Source organism: Mycolicibacterium llatzerense, from assembly GCF_025331195.1.
Lineage (GTDB): Bacteria > Actinomycetota > Actinomycetes > Mycobacteriales > Mycobacteriaceae > Mycobacterium > Mycobacterium llatzerense.
This window is the reverse complement of the sequence record NZ_LXOV01000012.1, coordinates 98,631-119,286: the sequence shown is the minus strand read 5'-3', so window position 1 is coordinate 119,286 and position 20,656 is coordinate 98,631. Positions and strand designations below refer to the sequence as shown.

At 66.3% G+C, this 20,656-nt stretch carries 21 protein-coding genes and 1 pseudogene; 10 read left to right on the top strand and 12 right to left on the bottom strand.

Annotated elements, in window-relative coordinates:
- Positions 1–26 precede the first annotated feature (26 nt).
- Positions 27–1,196, top strand: a complete 1,170-nt coding sequence (locus tag A7G45_RS15455) for a GGDEF domain-containing protein (protein WP_260938472.1) — start codon at positions 27–29, stop codon at positions 1,194–1,196.
- A gap of 9 nt (positions 1,197–1,205) precedes the next feature.
- On the opposite strand, the gene A7G45_RS15450 is transcribed toward A7G45_RS15455, so the two are convergent.
- Positions 1,206–2,492 carry a lipase family protein gene (locus A7G45_RS15450; protein WP_260938471.1) on the bottom strand — a complete coding sequence of 429 codons (1,287 nt, stop codon included), beginning with the start codon at positions 2,490–2,492 and terminating at the stop codon, positions 1,206–1,208.
- 267 nt (positions 2,493–2,759) lie between these two features.
- Here A7G45_RS15450 and A7G45_RS15445 point away from each other — a divergent pair, with 267 nt between their 5' ends.
- Both A7G45_RS15445 and A7G45_RS15440 read left to right on the top strand, forming a co-directional pair.
- Positions 2,760–3,452 carry a hypothetical protein gene (locus A7G45_RS15445; protein ID WP_043985712.1) on the top strand — a complete coding sequence of 231 codons (693 nt, stop codon included), beginning with the start codon at positions 2,760–2,762 and terminating at the stop codon, positions 3,450–3,452.
- Positions 3,453–3,454: 2 nt separating this feature from the next.
- On the top strand, positions 3,455–5,413 hold the full coding sequence (locus A7G45_RS15440) for a YhgE/Pip domain-containing protein (RefSeq protein ID WP_260938470.1): 1,959 nt from the start codon (positions 3,455–3,457) through the stop codon (positions 5,411–5,413).
- Between the two features lie 7 nt (positions 5,414–5,420).
- Here the strand turns inward: A7G45_RS15440 and A7G45_RS15435 are convergent.
- The 3 genes and pseudogenes from A7G45_RS15435 to A7G45_RS15425 form a co-directional block, all read right to left on the bottom strand.
- A pseudogene (locus A7G45_RS15435) lies at positions 5,421–5,848 on the bottom strand (VOC family protein).
- Between the two features lie 33 nt (positions 5,849–5,881).
- Positions 5,882–6,301, bottom strand: a complete 420-nt coding sequence (locus tag A7G45_RS15430; protein WP_260938469.1) for a hypothetical protein — start codon at positions 6,299–6,301, stop codon at positions 5,882–5,884.
- Positions 6,302–6,312: 11 nt separating this feature from the next.
- A complete protein-coding gene (locus A7G45_RS15425; protein ID WP_260938468.1) occupies positions 6,313–7,503 on the bottom strand; it encodes a globin domain-containing protein in 1,191 nt (396 codons plus the stop codon).
- A gap of 238 nt (positions 7,504–7,741) precedes the next feature.
- On the opposite strand from A7G45_RS15425, the gene A7G45_RS15420 reads away from it, so the two are divergent.
- Positions 7,742–8,101 (top strand): PE-PGRS family protein, encoded by a 360-nt coding sequence (locus tag A7G45_RS15420; protein ID WP_260938467.1) that lies wholly within the window; start codon positions 7,742–7,744, stop codon positions 8,099–8,101.
- Here A7G45_RS15420 and A7G45_RS15415 read toward each other — a convergent pair.
- The gene (locus A7G45_RS15415) at positions 8,098–8,757 is read right to left on the bottom strand and encodes a PAS and ANTAR domain-containing protein (RefSeq protein ID WP_260938466.1); all 660 of its coding nucleotides are present in this window, start codon (positions 8,755–8,757) and stop codon (positions 8,098–8,100) included. The genes A7G45_RS15420 and A7G45_RS15415 overlap by 4 nt on opposite strands.
- Before the next feature lie 103 nt (positions 8,758–8,860).
- Positions 8,861–9,667, bottom strand: coding sequence for a SigB/SigF/SigG family RNA polymerase sigma factor (locus A7G45_RS15410; RefSeq protein WP_260938465.1), 807 nt, complete (start codon positions 9,665–9,667; stop codon positions 8,861–8,863).
- Positions 9,668–10,181: 514 nt separating this feature from the next.
- On the opposite strand from A7G45_RS15410, the gene A7G45_RS15405 reads away from it, so the two are divergent.
- The gene (locus A7G45_RS15405) at positions 10,182–10,373 is read left to right on the top strand and encodes a hypothetical protein (RefSeq protein ID WP_377041996.1); all 192 of its coding nucleotides are present in this window, start codon (positions 10,182–10,184) and stop codon (positions 10,371–10,373) included.
- 50 nt (positions 10,374–10,423) lie between these two features.
- On the opposite strand, the gene A7G45_RS15400 is transcribed toward A7G45_RS15405, so the two are convergent.
- The 4 genes from A7G45_RS15400 to A7G45_RS15385 form a co-directional block, all read right to left on the bottom strand.
- Entirely contained in the window at positions 10,424–10,807 is a 384-nt protein-coding gene (locus A7G45_RS15400) for a hemerythrin domain-containing protein (protein WP_260938463.1), read from the bottom strand.
- A 72-nt stretch (positions 10,808–10,879) separates the two neighbouring features.
- Positions 10,880–12,130 (bottom strand): osmoprotectant NAGGN system M42 family peptidase, encoded by a 1,251-nt coding sequence (locus A7G45_RS15395; RefSeq protein ID WP_231575675.1) that lies wholly within the window; start codon positions 12,128–12,130, stop codon positions 10,880–10,882.
- Complete coding sequence (gene ngg, locus A7G45_RS15390) at positions 12,130–13,848, bottom strand: N-acetylglutaminylglutamine synthetase (protein ID WP_260938462.1); 1,719 nt, start codon at positions 13,846–13,848, stop codon at positions 12,130–12,132. Before ngg ends, A7G45_RS15395 begins: the two co-directional genes overlap by 1 nt.
- Positions 13,848–15,650, bottom strand: coding sequence for an N-acetylglutaminylglutamine amidotransferase (locus A7G45_RS15385; protein WP_260938461.1), 1,803 nt, complete (start codon positions 15,648–15,650; stop codon positions 13,848–13,850). Before A7G45_RS15385 ends, ngg begins: the two co-directional genes overlap by 1 nt.
- 541 nt (positions 15,651–16,191) lie before the next feature.
- Here A7G45_RS15385 and A7G45_RS15380 point away from each other — a divergent pair.
- Positions 16,192–16,845 (top strand): DUF1361 domain-containing protein, encoded by a 654-nt coding sequence (locus tag A7G45_RS15380; protein WP_260938460.1) that lies wholly within the window; start codon positions 16,192–16,194, stop codon positions 16,843–16,845.
- On the opposite strand, the gene A7G45_RS15375 is transcribed toward A7G45_RS15380, so the two are convergent.
- Positions 16,823–17,494, bottom strand: a complete 672-nt coding sequence (locus tag A7G45_RS15375; RefSeq protein WP_260938459.1) for a response regulator — start codon at positions 17,492–17,494, stop codon at positions 16,823–16,825. The genes A7G45_RS15380 and A7G45_RS15375 overlap by 23 nt on opposite strands.
- Before the next feature lie 273 nt (positions 17,495–17,767).
- Here A7G45_RS15375 and A7G45_RS15370 point away from each other — a divergent pair, with 273 nt between their 5' ends.
- The 4 genes from A7G45_RS15370 (at position 17,768) to A7G45_RS15355 (ending at position 20,296) form a co-directional block, all read left to right on the top strand.
- Positions 17,768–18,001 carry a hypothetical protein gene (locus A7G45_RS15370; RefSeq protein ID WP_260938458.1) on the top strand — a complete coding sequence of 78 codons (234 nt, stop codon included), beginning with the start codon at positions 17,768–17,770 and terminating at the stop codon, positions 17,999–18,001.
- Between the two features lie 55 nt (positions 18,002–18,056).
- Positions 18,057–18,248: a hypothetical protein gene (locus tag A7G45_RS15365; protein ID WP_043400709.1), complete on the top strand. Its 192-nt coding sequence runs from the start codon at positions 18,057–18,059 to the stop codon at positions 18,246–18,248.
- Positions 18,249–18,332: 84 nt separating this feature from the next.
- Entirely contained in the window at positions 18,333–19,883 is a 1,551-nt protein-coding gene (locus tag A7G45_RS15360; RefSeq protein WP_260938457.1) for a GAF domain-containing sensor histidine kinase, read from the top strand.
- A 41-nt stretch (positions 19,884–19,924) separates the two neighbouring features.
- Positions 19,925–20,296, top strand: coding sequence for a LytR/AlgR family response regulator transcription factor (locus A7G45_RS15355; RefSeq protein ID WP_052506392.1), 372 nt, complete (start codon positions 19,925–19,927; stop codon positions 20,294–20,296).
- Positions 20,297–20,396: 100 nt separating this feature from the next.
- Here A7G45_RS15355 and A7G45_RS15350 read toward each other — a convergent pair whose 3' ends face one another.
- Entirely contained in the window at positions 20,397–20,540 is a 144-nt protein-coding gene (locus tag A7G45_RS15350) for a hypothetical protein (RefSeq protein WP_260938456.1), read from the bottom strand.
- Positions 20,541–20,656: the final 116 nt, after the last annotated feature.

Below are 20,656 nucleotides of genomic sequence, written 5' to 3'. Positions count from 1 at the left end.
GCCCCGGGCGCAGGCGATAGCGCGACATGAACCCCGACGTGCGCACCCTGTGGATGGTCGTCTCGATGACCGCCCTGGTTTTCGGGTTGCTGCATGTCTGGGTGGGGGCCGGTAAGCGGAGACACCCCGCAGTCCAGCTCTGGGGCGCGGGCAACTTCGCGGGTGCCCTCGGCGCCGGACTCCTGAGCGCCCGCGGGTTGGTACCCGAGGTGTTGTCGGTGACGGTCGCCAACATCCTGCTCGTCACCTGTTGGTCGTTGATCTGGGGCGGCCTGTGCGCTTTCAACGCGCAACCCATCCGCGGCCGGGCGATGGCGGCCGGGCCGCTGGCCGTCTTGGTCGCATTCCAATTGATACCGCCGTTCACCACCAGCATCCCGGCCCGCGTGTCGCTCACGGCCCTGGTGCTGGCCGGGTACTTCGCGCTGAGCGTCATCGACGGCATCAAGGCCCAGCGCGTCGAGCGCCTGGCTTCGCGGCGCATCCTGATCGGCCTGTACGTCGTCGCGGCCGCGGCGACGGTCGGCCGCGCGGTCAGCCTGCATCTCGATGCCGGCGCCGTGCAGTTCGCCACGACCACCCCGCTCGTGTCGCTGCCGATGCTGTTCTTCGCATTCACCGTCATGGCCATCAACCTGTGTCTGTCGTTGATGGGGTGGGAACGGCTCGAGGACCAATTGGCCGACGCGGCCATGCTCGACTCCCTCACCTGCACCCTCAACCGCGCCGGGTTCATGATCCAGGCGCAGCGGCTCGCCGAGGAATGCGTCGCGCGGCAGCTCCGGTGCTCGGTCATCGTGATGGACCTCGACGAATTCAAGGCCGTCAACGACGTCTTCGGGCACGAGGCCGGCGATCGGCTGCTGGCCGAATTCGCGTCCGTGGCACGGTCGAACCTGCGCAGCGGCGACCTCCTGGCCCGGATCGGCGGCGAAGAATTCTGCGCCATGCTGCCGGGCGTCGACGAAAGTCAGGCGGCGGTCATCGCCGACCGGCTCCGGGTGGCGTTCGCCGCCGCGACCTTCAGCCACAACGACGTTGTCCTCGCCGGAACCGTCAGCATCGGGGTCTCCCAGCTCGGGCACAAGGCCGGGTTGCGCTCGGCGATCCACCGCGCCGACGTGGCGATGTACGAGGCGAAGAACCGCGGCCGCGACCGCGTGATCCGCGCATCGGCGGCCGGCGAGCGCGACTGAGCCTCCGGCTCAGTACGTCCCGCAGTTCGGCGACGTGGGCTCACCGTTGAACCGCGCGGCGATCCACTGCATCGCCGGCTCCCCGTCGACCAGCATCGGCAGGGCATGGTTGATCACGAGCTTGTTCAGGAACGGCGGTTCCTCGTTGGTGCGGAACTCGATGTCGGCACCCTTGTCGCACCAGTCGCGGCCCAGCTGATTGGCCGCGGTCCACGGCACGAGCGGGTCGTACCGGTTGCTGTTGATCAGCACCGGGGCATTGGGCTGGTACTTGCCCAGCTTCTGCATCTCGAACAGTGTCTTGAACGGCTCTTCCCCGATCAGCACGTTGATGTCTTCGGTGAAGTACGGCTGCAGGTGCCGGAACATGAAGTCGACGATCGTCTGCCCCACGCACTGCCGCGAGACACTCTCGAGCATGTCCTTGCCCCGCTGGGTGAGCTTGGAACGGATCAGGTCGGCGAACTCCGGGTACGCGTAGATCTCGCCGTTGAGCGCGTAGCCGACCACGCCGACCAGCGCGCTGCCGTCGGTATACGGGAACAGCTCCTTGAGGTCGGCCACCGGAGCCCCGGCGTAGGTGCCGACGACGTGCAGGTCAGGCGCGTAGGAGGACGCCAGCTCCGCCGCCGATGCCGCGGCGCCGCCGCCTTGCGAATAGCCCCAGAAGGCAACCGGCCCATTGGGATCCAACGAGGTGCCCGGGAGTTTCTTCGCGGCCCGGGCAGCATCGAGCACCGCCGCGGCCTCGGCGACGCGGTTGACGTACGTGTGCATCCCGGGGGTGCCGGGGCCCTCGTAGTCGGTCATCACGATCGCGAAACCGCGGGCCACCATCGTGGCGATGAACGCCTCTTCGTAGTTGACCATGATGTCCCAGCCACCCGAGTAGTGGATGCCCTGGTTGAACTGCCGCGACGGCGCGCACTGGTTGCCCTGGCCCTGGGTCCCCACCGCGTAGCTGATCAGTGGCCGTGGCCCTTTGCCGGGCCAGTCGTTGTAGGGCTCGAAGTAGGTGCCGGTGACCGCGACCGGGTTTCCGCGGGCATCGGTGCTGCGGTACATGATCCGGGTCCCGGTGGCCATGATCGCGCCGAGCTGGCCCGACGGTTCGAGCACCAGCCGCGATGGTTCGGTCCGGATCAGATCACCGGGCCGGCCCGGCGGCAGCGGATCGGGCGGCAGATAGAACTCGGCGTATTGCGGCTCGTCGCCGTCCGCGTGGGCTACGGGCATTCCCGCCAGCACAGAAGCGATGAGTAGACACGCGGCTAGGACGCCCCCGAAGCGATGCATAACGGGACGATAACAATGAGACTCTCGTACACGAAATCGTCAATACCTGAATTGAAGAATTATGTTCTTGACAGACGTCGAGTGGTGAGCCGCACAGACCCTACCTGGAAGCGATCCGCGAGGTCCGTGAGCCTGCCTGTGCCTGCCATGTCATCTCGCCCCGGATTCGGGATGACATCACAACCCCCGGAAGCCCGCTAAGGGCAGATTTCCCTTGCCACGCTGATTTACTGGCCATCGTTACTTCGACCCCGGAGATGAGCAGCAATGGACGACGAGACGACGGCCGCCCCAGACGCAGCTGACAGCCCGCCGGTGATCACCGCGCAGGGCCTCAGCGTCATCGGCGAGCACGGCGCGCTCTTCTCTGACGTCGACCTGGAACTGCGGCCCGGGTTCCACGCCATCCAGATGCCCGGCGGACCGGCCCAGCACACACTGCTGCTGTCGCTCGCCGGCCGGCTCAAGCCGACCAAGGGCACCGTCACCGTCAACGGCGCGACGGGGCCACGCGCCATCCGGAAACACTGCGCCATCGCCGCGTTCGCCGATATCGACGACCTGGAGGACATGGTCACGGTGCAGACGGTGCTCACCGAACAGCGCCGCTGGGTGTCGCCGTTCCCGGCGTGGGTGCCGGTCCAGTCCGACACACCGGAGATGACGGCGGTGTTCGGGGACGACCTTCCCCTGCTGTCGCCGAAGACCTTCATCATCGAGTTGTCCGATCTGGAGCTCTTCCTGCTGCGCATCACGTTGGCGCTCATGTCCGACCGGCCCGTTTTGATCGTCGGAGACCTCGAACAGGTACGCGACAACGAACGCCGGGCCCTCGCCGTGCAGCGACTCGGCGCCCTCGCCGAACACCGCACCGTCGTCGTCGGGGTGACCAACCCACTGGGCGACGACGCACCCCACCACGTTCTGCATGACCGCCGCATGCTGACCGGAAAGGCCTGACCATGCTTGCTGGACTCGCATTCGGCTCGGAGATCAAACGATTCGGCCGCAGCCGCATGACGCGCGCCGCGATCGTGGTGCTGATGCTGCTGCCGCTGGTGTACGGCGCCCTGTACCTGTGGGCGTTCTGGGATCCGTTCGGCCAGGTCAACAAGATGCCGGTGGCGCTGGTGAACGCCGACCGCGGCGCCGTCGTCGAGGGCGTTCACGTCAACGCGGGCGAACAGATCGCCAAGAGCCTGACCGACGACCGCAGCCTGGACTGGCACGTGGTGAGCGATCAGGAGGCACGCGACGGCGTCGAGCACGGCAAGTACTACTTCATGCTGGAGCTGCCGGAGAACTTCAGCCAGGCCATCGCCTCACCGGTCACCGGCGATCCCGAAAAAGCACAGCTGATCGCGGTGTACAACGACGCCAACAACTACATCTCGTCGACCATCGGGCGGACCGCCACCAGCCAGGTACTCAACGCGGTGTCCACCCGCATCTCCGGCCAGGCGGTCAATCAGATTCTGTCCGTGGTGGTTTCGTCCGGCACCGGCATCAAGCAGGCCGCCGACGGAGCGCAGAAACTGGCCGACGGCGCGGCGCAGGTCGATACCGGCGCGGGCAAATTGTCGAGCGGCCTGAGCGACGCACGCTCCGGCTCGGCCAAGCTCTCCGCGGGCGCCAAGCAGCTCTCCACCGGCATCAACCAGGCCACCGATCCGTTGTTGAAGGTGACCAAGGCCCTGTCGCAGGTCGGCGGCAGCACCGACCAGTTGCAGCAGAGCGCGACGGCGCTGGAGCAGGCGGCCGATCAGGCCGGTGCGCTGGCCACCGCGCAGGACACGGCGGCAGCGGCGATCGGCTCGGTGATCCAACAACTTTCGGTGAATCAGGATCCGGTGTCGATCGGCGCCGTGAACACCCTGCGCGGCGTCCAGGACCAGTTGAGCGGCCATCAGTTCACGCCACAGATCCGTCAGCAGATCACCGATGGGCGCAATGCGGCGATCTCGATGACCGAGACGCTGCGCTCCCCCGGCAGCCCGCTGCGGACGGCGCTCGATCAGGTGGGCGGCAGCGGTCAGCAGCTGACCGACAAGCTCAACCAGCTGCGCAACGGCGCCCAGCAACTAGCCACCGGCAATGCGCAATTGGCCAGCGGCATCGTGCAACTCGATGACGGGGCGCGCCAGTTGAAGTCCGGCACCACCCAACTCAAGGACGGTTCGCACGAACTGGCCACCAAGCTCGGTGACGGCGCCAAGCAGGTGCCGACCTGGACCGAGCAGCAGAAAGAGGCCATCGCCGAGACCATCGGCGGTCCGGTAAACCTGGAGTCCTCACACGAGAACGGCGCACCCAACTTCGCCACCGGCATGGCCCCGTTCTTCCTGACGCTGGCGCTGTTCTTCGGCGCGCTCGTGCTGTGGATGGTGTTGCGGCCCTTGCAGAACCGCCCGATCGCGGCCGAGGTGCTGGCAATCCGGGTGGTGCTGGCGAGCTACCTGCCGGCCGCGGCGCTCGCCGTGGGGCAGTCGATCATCCTGTACTGCGTGGTGCGATTCGGTCTCGGCATGCAGGTGTCGCATCCGGTGGCGATGCTGGGCTTCATGATGCTGATCTCGCTGGCCTTCGTGGCCGCGACACAGGCCATCAACGCCCTGGTCGGACCGGCGGTGGGACGGGTGCTGATCATGGCGCTGCTGATGCTGCAGATGGTCAGTGCCGGCGGCATGTACCCGGTCGAGACGACGGCCAGACCCTTCCAGGTGCTGCACTCGTTCGATCCGATGACGTTCGGCGTCAACGGACTTCGTCAGTTGATCCTGGGCGGCATCGACGGTCGCCTGTGGCACGCGATCATCGTGCTGGTGTGTATTTGGCTTGGCGCACTGGGCATTTCGAGCCTGTGCGCCCGCCGTAACCGGACTTGGAACCTGATCCGGCTCTTGCCCGCCATCAAGATGTAGCCCGCGGCTAGCCCAGGCTGACGGTGCCGTCGGCGTTGATGCGCCACCCGGGGTTGTGCGCGATCTCCCAGATCACGCCGTTCGGATCCTGGATGTGCGCGTGGAACACCCCGCCGAACTGCCCGGGCTGCGGCGCTTGAGGGTGGTGCCGCCCGCGCCGGTCATGGCCGCCGCCAGTTCGATCACCTCGTCCTGGCTGTCGACGTTGTGCGCCAACGTGATTCCGCTGACCTGTGAGTGGTCGGCGGCCTGCGCCAGGTCGGCGTTGAACTTCTCCGCGAGGAAGAAGCCGAGCAGCTGGCCCGGCGCCGTCTGATAGAAGATGATCTCCCCCGGCACATCGAGCGTCGGCGTCCAGCCGAGCGCGGTGTAGAACTGCCGGGTCGCATCCAGATCAACGGTGGCCAACGTGAAGAAGTGCACTTGCTGCTTCATGACCCCAGGCTACGTAGCCCCACCGACATGCTGTCAGAGCAGACAGACGCCGGCGACCAGGAGTGCGACGACCTTTATCAACTCCAGTGCCACGTAGAAATAGTGACCACGTGAGCGGGGGCCGACGCGGCCCGCCAGCACCTCATCCGACCGGCGATTCAGCCCGGGACGCACGGCGACCAGCTGCACGGCCAACGCCCCCACTGCCACGGCGAACGCGGTGGTGGCGGCCGCAGCAGGCCGACTCACCAAGGCCGCCAGCACAATTCCCGCCGCGAACACCAGCTCGACGGTGTTGAGCGCCCGGAACACCACCCGCCCGATGCCGAGGCCGATCGGCAGGGTGACGTTCGGTGCCCGGAATTTGAGCGGCGCCTCCAGGAAGGAGATGGCCAGCACCATCCCCAACCAGACGAAGGTGATGGCAACCTGGACCGCTGTGGGAGTACTCATCGGCAGCGAGGCTAGGCGGCCAGCGGGCTGAACGCTTCGAACCAGATGCGGTCACGCGCCACGCCGGCGTCCCCGAGCTGCCGGACCGCCGCTTCCATGAACGGTGTCGGGCCGCAGATGTAGACGTTGGCATCGGAGCGGAAGTCGATGGCGCTGAGGTCGATTCGGCCGCGCCGGTCGGGTTCGGTCAGCGGATAGCCGTCGGGCAGCCCGTCGTACCAGGTGTGCAGTGCCGCGCCCGGAATCTGCGCGACGAGGTCGGCCAGTTCCGCGCGGTGCGCGTGACTGGCACGGGTGCGGTCGCAGTGCACCACGGTCACCGAGCGTCCCGGCTGCTCGGCCGCGATGAAATAGAGCATGCCCAGCACGGGGGTGATCCCGATGCCTGCCGAGATCAGCAGCAGCGGGGTGTCCGCGGGACTGTCGAGGGTGATGTCACCGAACGGGTGTGACACCTGCAGCACGTCGCCTTCGAACACGTACTCGTGCAGGTATGACGACACCGCACCCTCCCGACGCACCGAGATGCGCCACCGGTCGTCGGCACCGGCGTGCGACAGGCTGTACTGGCGAATCTGGCGGGCTCCGTCGGGCAGCTGCACCGCCACCGAAATGTATTGTCCCGGAGCGAAATCAGGGAGTTCGGCGCCATCGGCGGCGGCGAGCCCGAAGGCCACGGTGAGCGGCGACTGCTGTACCCGTTCGACCACCCGGACCGGCATCCAGACATGTTCCGGGTCCGTTCCGGCCGCCTCGTACAGTTCGCGTTCACGGCCGATCAGGGTGTCGGCCATCGACCAGTAGACCGCAGTCCACGCCTCGGCGACGTCGGCGGTGACGACGTCCGCGCCGAGTACCTCGACGATTGCCGCGAACAGATGCTCGTAGACGACCGGGTATTGCTCGGGTGCCACGCCCAGGGACGCGTGCTTGTGCGCGATCCGCTCGATGACGTCCGCACCGGGAGCGTCGGGATCGACGAGCAACGTGGCGTACATCGCGACCGATCCGGCCAGCGCCTTCTGCTGCGACCCGTTTGCCTGATTGCCGCGGTTGAACAGATCCCGCTCCAACTCGGGATGCGCCGCGAACAACCGCCGGTAGAAGACCGGCGTGATCTCGCCGATCGCACCGCCGACCACCGGCAGCGTGGCCTTGACGACCTCGGCGTGGGCCGGCGACAACTGGGCTGTAGACAACATGGCAGAACCTCTCACTTCGTCGTGAATGCGCTGGCGCGACCTGGATCGAAGATGTCCCGATACCCGTCCTCCACCTGTCAACCAGGCTATTTAAATAAGCATGATCGATGCAAGTATTACCGATGGTGAGCTACGACACAACGTAGTAATAGCTTCGACGGGCACCAAGACCACCGATTTGCGAATCCATCCGCCAACCCGACGTTTGACCGCGCCGGATGCCGGTTATGCACTAGACATGTTCAGTAACAAGGTGATTCCGTTCCTGGCGGCCGGCGCGTTCGCATCGGCTGGCGTGGCCGCCCCGTTCGTATCAGCCGATATCGTGTCGAGCACCGTTGGCAACAACCCGGTCTTGACCAGCTATCCGCTACAACCGGCCGACGATGACGGCCCGGGCGGCAGCGGCTGCGTCAACGGCCAGTGCGGTTCCGGCGGCGTGAACGGTGGTCCTGGAGGCGGCCCGGGAGGTGCCGGCTGCATACCCACCCAGTACGGCCCGGCCTGCGGTTCCGGTGGTGTCAACGCCGGCCCGGGCGGCATTCCCGGTGGCAGCGGCTGCATTCCCGGAGTCGGCTGCGGCGGCGGCCACGGCTAGTTGTCGGCGAGCCCCGTATCGGCGACCAGCAGCCGGTCGACAGCGCTGGTGCTCTCGGGCGAAAGTCCCTGTCGCATCAGCGCATCGAGGAACTCGGTGGCCACGGTCTTGAGCTTCACCTGCGTCGCCTGCGACCGCCATTTCAGGATGTCGAACGCGCGGTCGGCGTCGACGCCATAGGTCACCATGAGCACGCCCTTGGCTTGCTCGATCAGCGCACGTGATTCCACGACGCGGGACATGGCCTTGGTGACGTCCGATTGCACACTCTCGGTGACGTCGACGTAGAACCCTTCGGTCCCGATCACATGACCGGACTCGTCCGTCATCCGGTCACCGACGACGACCAACCACCGTGTGCAGCCGGAGGCATCGATGATCCGGTGCCGGCTGCTGAACTGGCCGCCCCGCTTGACCCGATCCAGTACCTCCGCGACTTTCGCCCGATCGTCAGGATGCTGATGGCTCAACAACAATTCGGTCGTGGGTTGGGCCGCCCCCGGCTCATATCCGTGCATGCGGGCCACCTGGTCCGACCACACCCAGCGCTGATCGGCGACGAAGTAATGGAACTTGCCGACACGCTGGTTTTCCCCGCCGCTGAAGACAGCGGCCACCTCCCACGACTCACGACTGTCGATATCCGTATCGGTCATATCCGTCACTCGGCGCTCGGGCATAGTCGTATCCAGCCCGTGAAATCCGGGCCTGATTCATCGTAACCCGTTATGCCCGAGCGCCGTCAGCTGTCCGCCACTGTCAGGCGTGCGCAACCTGCTCCCGAATTTCCCGCAGGGTCCGCTCGAGGATCCGCGAGACGTGCATCTGCGAGACGCCGATCGTGTCGGCGATCTGGCGCTGCGTCTTCGATGCGAAGAATCGCAGGTAGAGGATCCGTTGCTCACGAACCGGCAGAGCTTCCAGCACCGGCTTGACCGATTCGCGCTCGGTGACCCGCTCGAACCCGTCGTCGACATCACCGAGCACGTCGGAGAGTGACTGCGGATTGTCATCGTTGTCGACGACGGGCGTGTCGAGGGACTGCGGCTGATAGGCATTGGCCGCCAAGAGTCCTTCTGTGATCTGTTCCGGCGCAACGCCCAACGCCTCGGCCAGTTCGCCGGCGTTCGGCGTACGACCCAGCCGCTGCGTCAATTCTGTTGTCACACCTTTGATTTGCTGACGAATATCTCGGATGCTCCTCGGTACGTGGACTTTCCAGCCATAGTCCCGGAAGTGGCGGCGCAACTCACCCATGATCGTCGGGACGGCAAACGCGACGAAGGCTGCCCCATTGTTGGGGTCGAAGCGATTGACCGCCTGGATCAAACCGACTCGGGCAACCTGGATCAGGTCGTCGAGGTTCTCGCCCTTGCCGTCGAAGTGGCGGGCCAGCCGGTCCGCCAGCGGGCAGCACCGCATCACGATGCGATCGCGCTGCCTCATGAATTCGTCGGATTCCGCCGGCAGCGTGCGTAGCGTCGCCACCATATCCGGTACATCCGCGTACTCGTCGGAATACCGGGTCTTTTCGGGTAAGCGCTTCTCCAGCAACAAGGTTGACATGAACGTGCCTTCCACAGGCCCACAACACGCATTGGAAGAATCGGCTCTCCGAGCATCTACTCGGCGCCGTGGCATGCGCATTGTTTCCACCAGTCAAGGTGGACCGGCAATCTGCCGTAGTCGACCGCCACCCCGGTATTCACTCAGCCGTGCCCTGATCTGGACCGCGGCCGCATACCGTCAGGTAGCGCTCAGCTGGCGTCGCTTCGGTCTAAGCGACTGCGCCGCATGGGCGCTGTAATCGACCATACCGCTGATCAGAGCGTGACACCACCGCTACTCGCCGCCGACCATCGATAACGGCTGGTCAGACCGAAGAAACTTTTCTGCCAGAACAGGTTTGGCCGGCAACGGCCCCGGGTATCCACCGAATCGGCGACAGCAACATCCGGAAAAACACTGACAGGAAGCGCATTTTTCGATGGCGGTGTGTATTACCTGCGGAACAGATTGCGATCAGTCGTTCACCGTTAATTGGAACGGCCGCAGCGCCAGCTTTGACTGCATCGAATGTATGGCCACCATGGTGGCCCCGACGTGCCGGCACTGCGGATGTCGAATCCTCGGCCACGCGTTGCGAATCGACGGCAGCCCGTACTGCTGCGAACATTGCGTCCAGGCCGCCGACGACGGCGCCAAGCCGTCGGCAAACACCGAGCGTTGGCAGTTCGGTTTGCGGTCGATCGCGCCGGTGCCGGGCGACTGAGGCCCTGTCGATTTGGACGGGCTCGAGTTACGTGTCGAAGACTCTCGACATCACCAACCAGTCAGCAGCGGAAATTCTTCGGCTTCGACGCGTTGCGTGTGGTCCTCGGTGGCCTGCTGCAGATCGGTCAGCGCGGTCTCGAATTCCGCGGATGTCAGGTCCAGCTGCTTCACGTGGTCCAGCTGCTCCTTGGTGTCGTCCGCTTCGCCGCGCAGCGACTCGACCACCCGTCCGCGCCGTACCCGCGGGTGCACCAGCAGCTCCTCGGTCACTTCTTGCGCGGTCAGTGCCGCGCGCAGTTCCGCGAAATACCGCTGACGCTCGGTGGCGTCCTGCGCGTGCAGCGTCTTGTCGAACAGGCGGCGCGTGGTCAGGTGCTGAGCCTTGACGTAGTCGATGACGTCATCTTTGGCAGTCGTCGACACAGGTGTCATGCGATCCCCCCTTTTTTCTGGCTCGGCTGTATCCCGGTACTACTGCCCGGTCCGCGCCGAAGTAAACGCCGGCTACCCGTCCCCGCTGCCGTCCTCGGGTGGCCAGTGATGCCCTTGTGACGCCGTCCCGGGGTCCGCGAAGTCGCCGCGCGACAGCGGCACCCATTGCTCGCTGGCCACGGCCTGTTCGGCGGGAAAATCTTCCAGGTCGCCGAACGGCTGTGCGTCCCACATCTCGAACGTCAATGGCGTCTGGAGCCAGCCGTACAGCAGCAGGTACGTGGCTTCGAGCGAATCGAGATGGGTGCGTTCCCAGCCGTGACTGCCGTCGAGCCCGAATCCCACGAGCGCCGCGCGCGTGGCGGCGCCGGCCTCGATGGCGGCCGCGACATCCGACCGGTAGTACCGAAAGATGTCGCGGGCGTAGGTGATTCCCTTCTCCTGGGCCAACCGGCACAACTTGCGGGTCAGGTAGTAGTCGAACGGTCCGTGCATGTCGGCCATCGGAATGGTGACGCCATGTTCGAGCGACTGCTGGCCGGGCGCGCACACCGCGTTGTCGACGGACACCAGTTCCGCTACGTCGGGTGGCAGCCCGTGGCTGGCACCGTGGCCGACTTCCTCGGTGATGGTCACCATGAGCGTCGTCCGATGCGGCAGCACGATGTTGCGCTCGGCGATGACCTTGGCCAGCGTCAGGGCAATGGCCACGCCGGCCTTGCCGTCGAGGTGCCGGGAGACGACGAAGCCGTCTTCGGTCAGCTCCGGGCTGGCCACCAGTGCGACGAAGTCCCCGACATTCAAGCCCAACTGCTCGAGGTCCGCGCGCGATGTCACATTGCGATCGACCCGGACTTCGACGTCGTCCCAACTGGTCGGCTGGGTGTCGATCTCGTCACCGAACGCATGACCACTTGCCTTGAGCGGCATCACTGTTCCGGTGAAGAACCGGTCGGCGTCGTCGGGCAGGATCCGGACCCGGGCACCGGTGGCGAAACGTGCCGAGAAGGTGCCGACCGGCACGAGCGCCAGCCGGCCGTTGTCCTTGAGTTCGCGCACCATGCAGCCGATGGTGTCCGAGTGCACCACGATGGCGCGGTCGGTGGTCTGCGACCGTCCCGGCAGTTCGGCGATGAGCGCGCCGCGGCGGGTCAGCGTGAACGGCACTCCGAGTTTGGTCAGGATCTGGCCGATCAGCTGCATCACCGCGTCGGTACGTCCCGACGGGCTCGGCGTCTGCAGCAGCGCCAAGAGCGTGTCGACCATCCAGCCCCGGTCGTCCACCGACATCCGGGTGCCTACGACGTCGTCGAACTCAGCCATCAGCGCTGCTCGATCGGGTCGGGATGCCAGGCCCACGGCGTGGCCGCGGTACGCGGGAACAGCAGATCGATGAATGCCTGCGCGGTCGGGCGGGGCTCGTGATTGGCCAGGCCCGGTCGCTCGTTCGCTTCGATGAACACGTACTCCTCGCCCCGCACCGTCGGCACGATCAGATCGATTCCGGTCACCGGAATCTCGATGGCCTCCGCCGCGTCCACCGCCACTTTCGCCAGCATGGGGTTGAGATCGTCGGTGACGTCATGAATGGTCCCGCCGGTGTGCAGGTTCGCCGTGTGGCGCACAACCAGTCGTTCGTTCGCGGGCAGCACATCCTCCAGCTGCCAGCCTTCCTTGTGCACGGTGTCGTCGGTGATGGTGTCCAACGGGATCACCGATTCCCCGTGCGTGGCCACCGAGCGGCGCCGGCTCTGCGCTTCGATCAGCTGGCGGATGGTGTGCGTACCGGTGCCGATCACCTCGGGTGGCCGGCGGATGGCCGCGGCGATCACCTTGCCGTCGATGACGACGACACGCAAATCCTCACCCTCGCAACGCTCTTCGATGAGAACATCGGGGCAGTGCTGCATGGCGAGGCCGATGGCGCGGTTCAGGTCGTCGGCTCCGGTGACCCCGACGGTGATGCCCGCGCCCTGTTCGCCGCGGGCCGGTTTGACGACGGCGGACCCCACCTTCTCCAGGAAGCGGCAGTCTTCGTCGGTGAAAGTCGCTGTGCAGCCTTCCGGTACGCGGATACCCGCATCCGCGACGACCGACCGCGCGACGCGCTTGTCGTCACACCGGCTCATCGCCACGGCGCTGGTCAGCTCGGACAGCGACTCACGGGTGACGACGCTGGTGCCGCCGTGGGTGAGCCGCAGGTAGCCGCCCTGCGCATCGAGCACGTCCACCGCGATGCCCCGTAGGATCGCCTCGTCGGCGATGATGCGCGCATACGGGTTCAGGTGTGCCAGTTGCTCTTCCGGCTTCACCGGAGCGAACAGAGGCTCGTTGATCGCGTTCTTGCGTTTGATTCCGAGCGCGGCGGGCACCCGCGTGAAACCGATGCGCTCGTACAGCGCGATCGCACCGTCGTTGTTGTGCAGCACCGACAGATCCATCTGGGCCCGTCCCCGCCGGATGAACTCCTCGATCAGCGAGCGCACCAGCAGGCCGCCGGTGCCGGGCCGGGTGGCGGTCGGCTCGACGGCCAGGCACCACAGGCTGGAGCCGTTCTCCTCATCGCCGAACAGCTGGCTGTGATCGATACCGGTCACCGTGCCGACAACCTGACCGGTCTGGTCGTCGACCGCGACCAGGTACACCACCTGCGGCGCGGACTGGCTGTTGGTCCACATCAGGTCGCTGTCGGCCGGCACCATGTGACACCGCACGTAGATGTGGTTGATCGCGACACAGTCGTCGATCGAATTCACCTGGCGGACCGACAATCCCGGCACATCGGGTGGCCGGAACTGCATCGGCTTGGTCAGGTCGAGCCGGTACGTGAAACTCGGGTCGATGAAGAATTCGTGGGCGTGCAGCGCCACGAAGACATGGGGTGCGTCGAGATACATACCGATGTCACGACGGCCACTGCCCTCCTCCCGCAGGGCCGTACCGAACTCGTCAGGGTCGTGGAAGGTCTGACCGAAAACCAGCCGCCCCCAACCCATGTCCTGTATGACACCCTCGGCCATGTCGCCGGTGTGCGTTGTCATCATCGGCCCACTCCGTCGACGTGTGTGGCGAGCCACAATTCCAGCAAACCGATCTGCCACAACGGATTCCCGCGCAGCGGCGTGAGATTGCCGTTGGGATCGGCGAACATCTCGGTGACCACGCCGGGGGCGAACAGACCCCGGTCGCGCGCGGCCCGGCTGTGCAGCGCGTCACGCACGAGGTCCAGGTACGGCCCGGCCAGGTGCTTGAGCGCGGGCACCGGGAAATAGCCTTTGGGGCGGTCGATGACCTCGGCCGGAATGACCTTGCGCGCAGCCTCTTTCAGCACGCCCTTGCCGCCCTGCGCGGTCTTGAACTCCGGCGGGCAGGCCGCCGCCAGCTCGACGAGCTCGTGGTCGAGGAACGGCACGCGGCCTTCCAGGCCCCAGGCCATGGTCATGTTGTCGACCCGCTTGACCGGGTCGTCGACGAGCATGACGGTGGTGTCCAGCCGCAGCGCCCGGTCGGTGGCGGTGGCCGCGCCCGGGTGGGTGAAATTCTGCAGGACGAACGCCGCCGCGGAATCGTGCTCGAGTTGCCACTGCGGCTGCAGCAGCCGGTTGACCGCCTCATGACTGCGGTCGAAGAATGCGCTGCGGTAGCGACGCAACGCGTCAGCTGGATCGTTGTCGGCCGCGCTCGCCATCGGCGGGTACCAGTGATAGCCGGCGAAGATCTCGTCGGCGCCCTGCCCGGACTGCACGACCTTCACGTGCTGGCTCACTTCCTGCGACAGCAGGTAGAACGCCACGCAGTCGTGGCTCATCATCGGCTCGCTCATGGCGTCGATCGCACCGGAGAGGGCGGGCAGCATGCGTGACGAGTCGACGCGAATCTGGTGGTGGTCGGTGTCGAATTGGCGGGCGATGACGTCGGAGTACTTGAACTCGTCGCCTTCCTCGCCGCCTGCGGCTTCGAATCCGATGGAGAACGTGGCCAGCCCGTGTTGGCCGGCCTCGGCGAGCAGACCGACGATCAGGCTGGAATCCAGGCCGCCGGACAACAGGCAACCCACCGGCACGTCGGCGACCAGCCGGCGTTCTACCGCGGTGCGAAGTGACGCCAACACGGCGTCCCGCCAGTCGTCCGCGGTCCAGTCGGCCCGCTCGAGCGACCGCTCGAAAATGGGTTCCCAGTAGGTCGTTTCAGTGCGCTTCCCATCGGGTTCGATGCGCATGATGGTGCCCGGCGGCAGCTTCTGCACACCACGCAGGATGGTGCGCGGCGCCGGCACAACCGAGTGGAAGCTCAGATAGTGTTGCAGCGCAACGGGATCGAGTTCGGTATCGACTCCGCCTGCAGCCACCAGGGCAGGCAGGGACGACGCGAAACGCAGCGCTCCCCCGGCCGCCTCACACCAGTACAGGGGTTTGACCCCGAGGCGGTCGCGCGCCAGCAGCACCCGGCCCGACTCGATCTCCGCGACGGCGAACGCGAACATCCCGTAGAGGTGCTCGACGACCCGCTCACCCCACTCCTGATATCCCTTCAGCACCACCTCGGTGTCACTGTGCGAGAAGAAGCGGTACCCCTTGCCCGAAAGTTCCTGGCGCAGTTGGGGATAGTTGTAGATGCACCCGTTGAACACGACGGTGAGGCCGAGCTCCGGATCGTGCATGGGTTGATGTCCGTGACTGGACAGATCGATGATGGCCAGGCGCCGGTGGCCGAGTGCCACCCCGTCCCGCACCCACAGTCCGCTACTGTCCGGGCCCCGCGATGCCAAACGGTCGGTCATGGCGGCAACTGCCGCCAGATCAGCACCACGGCCCCAGGCGATTTCGCCGGCAATGCCGCACATGGTGGAAAGTCAGCTCCCTTGGTGGACGTCTCCGATTTCACCGTACCCGATGATCACCGTCGACGTAAGGATCGGTCAAATATGCTCTGCTGCACTGTGTTTGCTCGCCGAGCCTGCAGCGATCTGATTGACGGCCACGAAAGCACCGGGCGCACAAGCCGTACTCCGGCAGCGTCATCTGGAGTTTTTCGTTGATTTCCAATCGATTTCGTAGCGCCGATTCCAGTTGGTCGGCTACCGCGTTGCGCGGTAGCCGACCAACGTCGTCAAAATGTCTGTGCCACCGCCCGATTGGCGAGTGTGTTCGCGCAGCGCTCACACAGTGGGACCACCACGATGTTCGCGCCCGCGCCGATCGCCGCGAGGCGCCGAATCCGCCGTATTGAGTTGTACCTCGAGTCCGTCAAGGACTACTCCCCTCCGTGGCATCGCTCGGTCAACTGGGGCACGCGTACTGCCCGCTGCCATTGGCATACCCGCAACCGGCGCGACTAAACCTCAACCCACGAAGCGCCGACAAAATTGCAGGCACACTGGTCAGGTGATCGATTTCCGCGGGTACCTGCTGGTCGCCGCTCTGCTCGCCACGACCGCCCTGACACTGGTTCTCGGGATCACCGATCCGGCAGCGCCGCTGTCCTACCCGACGTGGTTCCTGGTCTGGAACATGTTCCTGGCCTGGATTCCGATGCTCTTCGCCGGCGCCTTCGCCGCGGTATCCCGGCGCCGGTGGCTGCTTCCGCTGGGGCTGGGCTGGCTGGCGTTCCTGCCGAACGCGCCGTATCTCGTCACCGACCTGGTGCATCTGGGCGAGCAGGACGAGCTGTGGCGCCACGTCCTGCAATACGGGTTCGCCGCGTGGACCGGCATCTTGCTGGGCACCGTGTCGCTGTTACTGGTGCACAAGCGCATCGATCGCGAATTCCGTCCGATCTGGGGTTGGCTGACCGTGGTGGTGTCCGTCGGTCTGTGTGCGATCGGCGTGGTCATCGGCCGGTTTCAGCGGTGGAATTCCTGGGACCTGGTCACCCGGCCGCACGCTGTCGTGGCGGCCACGTTCGAGTGGGTGCGCTCGCCGCTGTCCTACGTGCAATCCACCGGGGTCGGGCTGGCGGTCGCCGCGTTCTTCGGGTTGGCCTACGTGACCGTGTGGGCGCTGGGCGGCCTGCGGTTCAGCGCGAATCCAGGAAGGTGATGACCGCCAGCACCCGGCGGTGATCCTCACCCGTGTCGGGCAGGTTCAACTTGCTGAGAATGCTGCGCACGTGCTTCTCGACGGTGCCTTCGGTCACCCAGAGCTGATGAGCGATACCGGCGTTCGACCGGCCCTCCGCCATCAGGGCCAGCACCTCGTGCTCACGTTCGGTCAACACGGCCAGCGGGTCTTCACGTCGCTGCGCCGCGAACAGTTCCTGCACGAGGGCGGGGTCCACCACCGAAGCGCCGCCCGTGATGCGGTGCAGCGTCTCGAGGAAGTCGCTCACATCGATGACGCGGCTCTTGAGCAGGTAACCGATGCGCTGGCCGCCGCCGAGCAGTTCCATCGCATGCTCGACGTCGACGTGCGCCGACAGCACCACGATCGCCACGTTCGGTAGCTCGCCGCGGATCACCTTGGCGGCGTCCAGGCCCTCGGTCGTGTGCGTCGGCGGCATCCGGATATCCGTCACCACCAGGTCAGGGACGGTCGCCCGGACCAAGGTGAGCAGTTCACCGCTGTCACCGGCCTGCCCGACGACGCTGAAACCAGCGCCGGTCAGCAGACTCGCCACACCTTCCCGAAGCAGCACGTCGTCGTCGGCGATGACGACACGCGTCCCCTCGTTAGCGCCTACTGCGTCCACGTATGTCCTGTTCGTCTCGACCCCATAGCCGCCGTGCCGTCAGACGCCGGACGTGCCGCTCATTGCATTCATCTTGCCTGTCCACCGCGCCCCATCGCGGACAGTCCTGTGAATCAGCCCCCGACCCGCTGACAGGGGGCTCCTATTGCAGCTAGCCCTACCCCCCATTTGGGCGCTGGCCAGGACGACACCGGCGACGTTCCGGAGCAATGTAAAGGACAGCCGGACACGGCCAACCGAAGTCATCAGAACACCGAAAGCTGGTAGAGGACAATGCATATCAACCGCACCCGGATCATCCCGCTGGCCGCGACGGCAGCCGCGGCCCTGGCCATCGTCGTCGCGCCGACCGCGGCCGCCGCCACCCTGCCCACCGATGCCACCGTCACGCAGAGCAACGGGAACGCCCAGATCGTGGCGACCCCGGGCCCGGCCGCCCAGGAGGCCGGGCAGCTGCAGCAGCCGTTCGGCGGCGACTACGGCTTCCTGCTGTTCCGCAACCACTGACAACCACTGACCTGATCCCGAACCCACCCGTCCGATCCGAAAGCGAGCACCGATCATGAAGAACACCCTGAAGCGCGTCACCGTGTGGTTGTCCATCGCCGCGGTCGGCGGGGCACTTGTGGTGGCACCTGTCGCCGCCGCAGACACCAACCCGACAGTCCCCAATGGCACCGATACCTACAGCCAGTATCAGAACGGCGAGCACAACTCGAATGCCCCGGCCGGCCACATCGATCAGTCGTTCTGACGCTTCGGTCCAGTCGCCGTCGGCGCCGCCCTGACCGCGGTTAGGGTCGGTGACGAGATCAGGCGACCAGGCGGGAGGCGGCGAATGAATCCGGCACGATGGAATCCGGCTGTCTCCACCCCGCCGTGGTACGTCGGGCTGCTCGTCGCCGCCGGCCTGATCGCCGCCGAGGTCGGGGTGGTGCGGCTGCTGCGCGATCCCCCGCCGCACAGCACCTATGCCATCGTCTTCATGTTCGGGGTGCTGGTGATGAGCGCGGGCTGGGGCCTGGGCCTGTCCGTACTGACCACCGTCGCCAGCGCCATCGCCTACCTGCAGGTGCATCTGGACGGCGGCCCGCTGCTGCCCCTCAAGCCGATCGATGTCCTCACCCTCTCCGTGTTCCTGCCGATCGCCGGAATCGCGAATGTCCTTGGCTGGCAACTGCGTACCCGTGCCCGCGACGCGCACCAGAGCTGGCAGATCGCCACCGAGGCCACCGAGCGGGTGAGCGAACTCGCCGACCAGCAGGGTGCGCTGCGACGTGTCGCGACCCAGATCGCCGAAGGCAGATCACCGGCCGACGTCCTGTCGAGCGTGGCCGACGAAGTCGCCGCGGTGCTGCACGTGCGCAACGCCGGGCTGGTCCGCTACGAGCCCGGCGGCACCGCGACTCTTGTTGCCGCACACGACGAGCCGGGCCTCACGACGGTCTCCGTCGGGACCACCTTTCCCCTCGACGGCGACGACGTCATCGCGATGGTCCGGACGACGGGTCGCCCCGCGCGGATGGACACCCACGCCGACGGTTCGACGGCGGCGCTCGTCCGCGACCTCGGCCTGCACGCGTGCGTCGGCGTACCCATCACGGTCGACGGACAACTGTGGGGCGCAATGATTGTCGGCACGTCCGGTCCGGATGCCCTGCCCGCCGACACCGAAGCCTGTCTGACGGATTTCGCCGAACTCATCGCCACGGCCATCGCCAACGCCCATGCGCGCGCCGAGCTCGTCGCGTCCCGCGCCCGCATCGTCACCGCCTCCGACAACGCCCGCCGCGGCATCGAACGCGACCTGCACGACGGTGCCCAGCAGCGGCTCGTCACGCTGGCGCTGCAGGTTCGCACCCTGCAGATGGCGATCCCGCAGGACCCCGCCGAACTCCAGTCCCGTATCGCGGGCATCGGTGACGGGCTGCGTACCGCCAGCGACGAGCTGCGCGAGCTCGCGCACGGGGTGCATCCCGCGATCCTGTCCCGCGGCGGGCTGCGTCCGGCTCTGCGCGACCTCGGCCGCCGGGCGCCGTTGCCGGTCGAGGTGCACGTCGACGTCCCGGTGCGGCTGCCGCAAGCCGTTGAGATCGCCGCCTACTACACCGTCGCCGAGGCCCTCACCAATGCCGCCAAGCACGCCCAGGCGTCCGTGGTCACCGTGAACGTCGATACCGACGCCACATCGCTGCGTATCTCGGTCGCTGACGACGGAGTCGGCGGGGCGTCCCTCGATGCCGGCAGTGGATTGCTCGGCCTCGAGGACCGGGTGGCCGCGCTCGGCGGCAAGTTGCGCCTGACCAGCACCGCGGGCGCCGGCACCACCATGGTCGCGGAGATGCCGCTGGCGGACGAGCCGCTGTCCGCCGGCACAGATACCGGCTAGCAGGAATGCCCAACCAGCATCCCTGCGCGACAATGCAATACATGACGAACCGCCAATCCCTGCGATGCGTCATCGTCGACGACAACGCCGACTACCTGGCCGCTGCAACGGCGCTCCTGCAGCAGGGCGACATCGAGGTCGTCGGTACCGCGCAGTCGATCTCGGACGGGATGCACACCGTCGAACGCCTCCGACCCGACGTCGCGCTGGTGGATGTGAACCTCGGCGAGGAAAACGGATTCGACCTGGTCGCTCAACTGAACTCCCACTCCGGCACCGCCGACGTCATGGCCATTCTGACCTCGACGTTCACCGAACTGCCCGTCGCGGATCTCACGACCGCCGACGCGCCCCCGAGATTTCTGCCGAAACTCGATCTGTCGGGTGACGCGATCCGCGCCCTCATCGGCTGACCGCACAGCACCGCACAGACGAATCGACCCGGCTCCCTGCCAGTGTCACCCCTCGAGAAACACTGGGTATGTGGAGCCGGGCCGGTCGGCGGGCGCGCGATCAGAAAGGCTGATCCAGCGCGCCGGCGGTCTGGTTGGCCTCGTCGTGGTCGGTGTCCGCGCCGGCGACGGGTGCCGGGGTGACGGCCCCGACAGCGGCGACGGCGGCCAACCAGGGGGCAAAGTGCTTGGCGGTGAGCTTCATCTCGGTGCTCGCTTTCAGGTCGATGGCCGGTGTTCCGGAGTGCTTCCATCGTCCTGTCTGACCTGCACGTTTGTCGCTCCTGCAGGCACCACTTCCCGCTAGCAGCTAGCCGTAAG

Bases quoted from the DNA above. Each gene is read 5' to 3' on its own strand.
- A7G45_RS15370 (WP_260938458.1), top strand. From the start codon at position 17,768: ATGCATATCAACCGCACCCGGATCATCCCGCTGGCCGCGACGGCAGCC.
- A7G45_RS15425 (WP_260938468.1), bottom strand. From the start codon at position 7,503: ATGTTGTCTACAGCCCAGTTGTCGCCGGCCCACGCCGAGGTCGTCAAG.
- A7G45_RS15430 (WP_260938469.1), bottom strand. From the start codon at position 6,301: ATGAGTACTCCCACAGCGGTCCAGGTTGCCATCACCTTCGTCTGGTTG.
- A7G45_RS15405 (WP_377041996.1), top strand. From the start codon at position 10,182: ATGGCCACCATGGTGGCCCCGACGTGCCGGCACTGCGGATGTCGAATC.
- A7G45_RS15445 (WP_043985712.1), top strand. From the start codon at position 2,760: ATGGACGACGAGACGACGGCCGCCCCAGACGCAGCTGACAGCCCGCCG.
- A7G45_RS15450 (WP_260938471.1), bottom strand. From the start codon at position 2,492: ATGCATCGCTTCGGGGGCGTCCTAGCCGCGTGTCTACTCATCGCTTCT.
- A7G45_RS15455 (WP_260938472.1), top strand. From the start codon at position 27: ATGAACCCCGACGTGCGCACCCTGTGGATGGTCGTCTCGATGACCGCC.
- A7G45_RS15360 (WP_260938457.1), top strand. From the start codon at position 18,333: ATGAATCCGGCACGATGGAATCCGGCTGTCTCCACCCCGCCGTGGTAC.
- A7G45_RS15415 (WP_260938466.1), bottom strand. From the start codon at position 8,757: ATGACCGATACGGATATCGACAGTCGTGAGTCGTGGGAGGTGGCCGCT.
- A7G45_RS15350 (WP_260938456.1), bottom strand. From the start codon at position 20,540: ATGAAGCTCACCGCCAAGCACTTTGCCCCCTGGTTGGCCGCCGTCGCC.
- A7G45_RS15440 (WP_260938470.1), top strand. From the start codon at position 3,455: ATGCTTGCTGGACTCGCATTCGGCTCGGAGATCAAACGATTCGGCCGC.
- A7G45_RS15395 (WP_231575675.1), bottom strand. From the start codon at position 12,130: ATGGCTGAGTTCGACGACGTCGTAGGCACCCGGATGTCGGTGGACGAC.
- A7G45_RS15420 (WP_260938467.1), top strand. From the start codon at position 7,742: ATGTTCAGTAACAAGGTGATTCCGTTCCTGGCGGCCGGCGCGTTCGCA.
- A7G45_RS15400 (WP_260938463.1), bottom strand. From the start codon at position 10,807: ATGACACCTGTGTCGACGACTGCCAAAGATGACGTCATCGACTACGTC.
- A7G45_RS15355 (WP_052506392.1), top strand. From the start codon at position 19,925: ATGACGAACCGCCAATCCCTGCGATGCGTCATCGTCGACGACAACGCC.
- A7G45_RS15385 (WP_260938461.1), bottom strand. From the start codon at position 15,650: ATGTGCGGCATTGCCGGCGAAATCGCCTGGGGCCGTGGTGCTGATCTG.
- ngg (WP_260938462.1), bottom strand. From the start codon at position 13,848: ATGACAACGCACACCGGCGACATGGCCGAGGGTGTCATACAGGACATG.
- A7G45_RS15365 (WP_043400709.1), top strand. From the start codon at position 18,057: ATGAAGAACACCCTGAAGCGCGTCACCGTGTGGTTGTCCATCGCCGCG.
- A7G45_RS15410 (WP_260938465.1), bottom strand. From the start codon at position 9,667: ATGTCAACCTTGTTGCTGGAGAAGCGCTTACCCGAAAAGACCCGGTAT.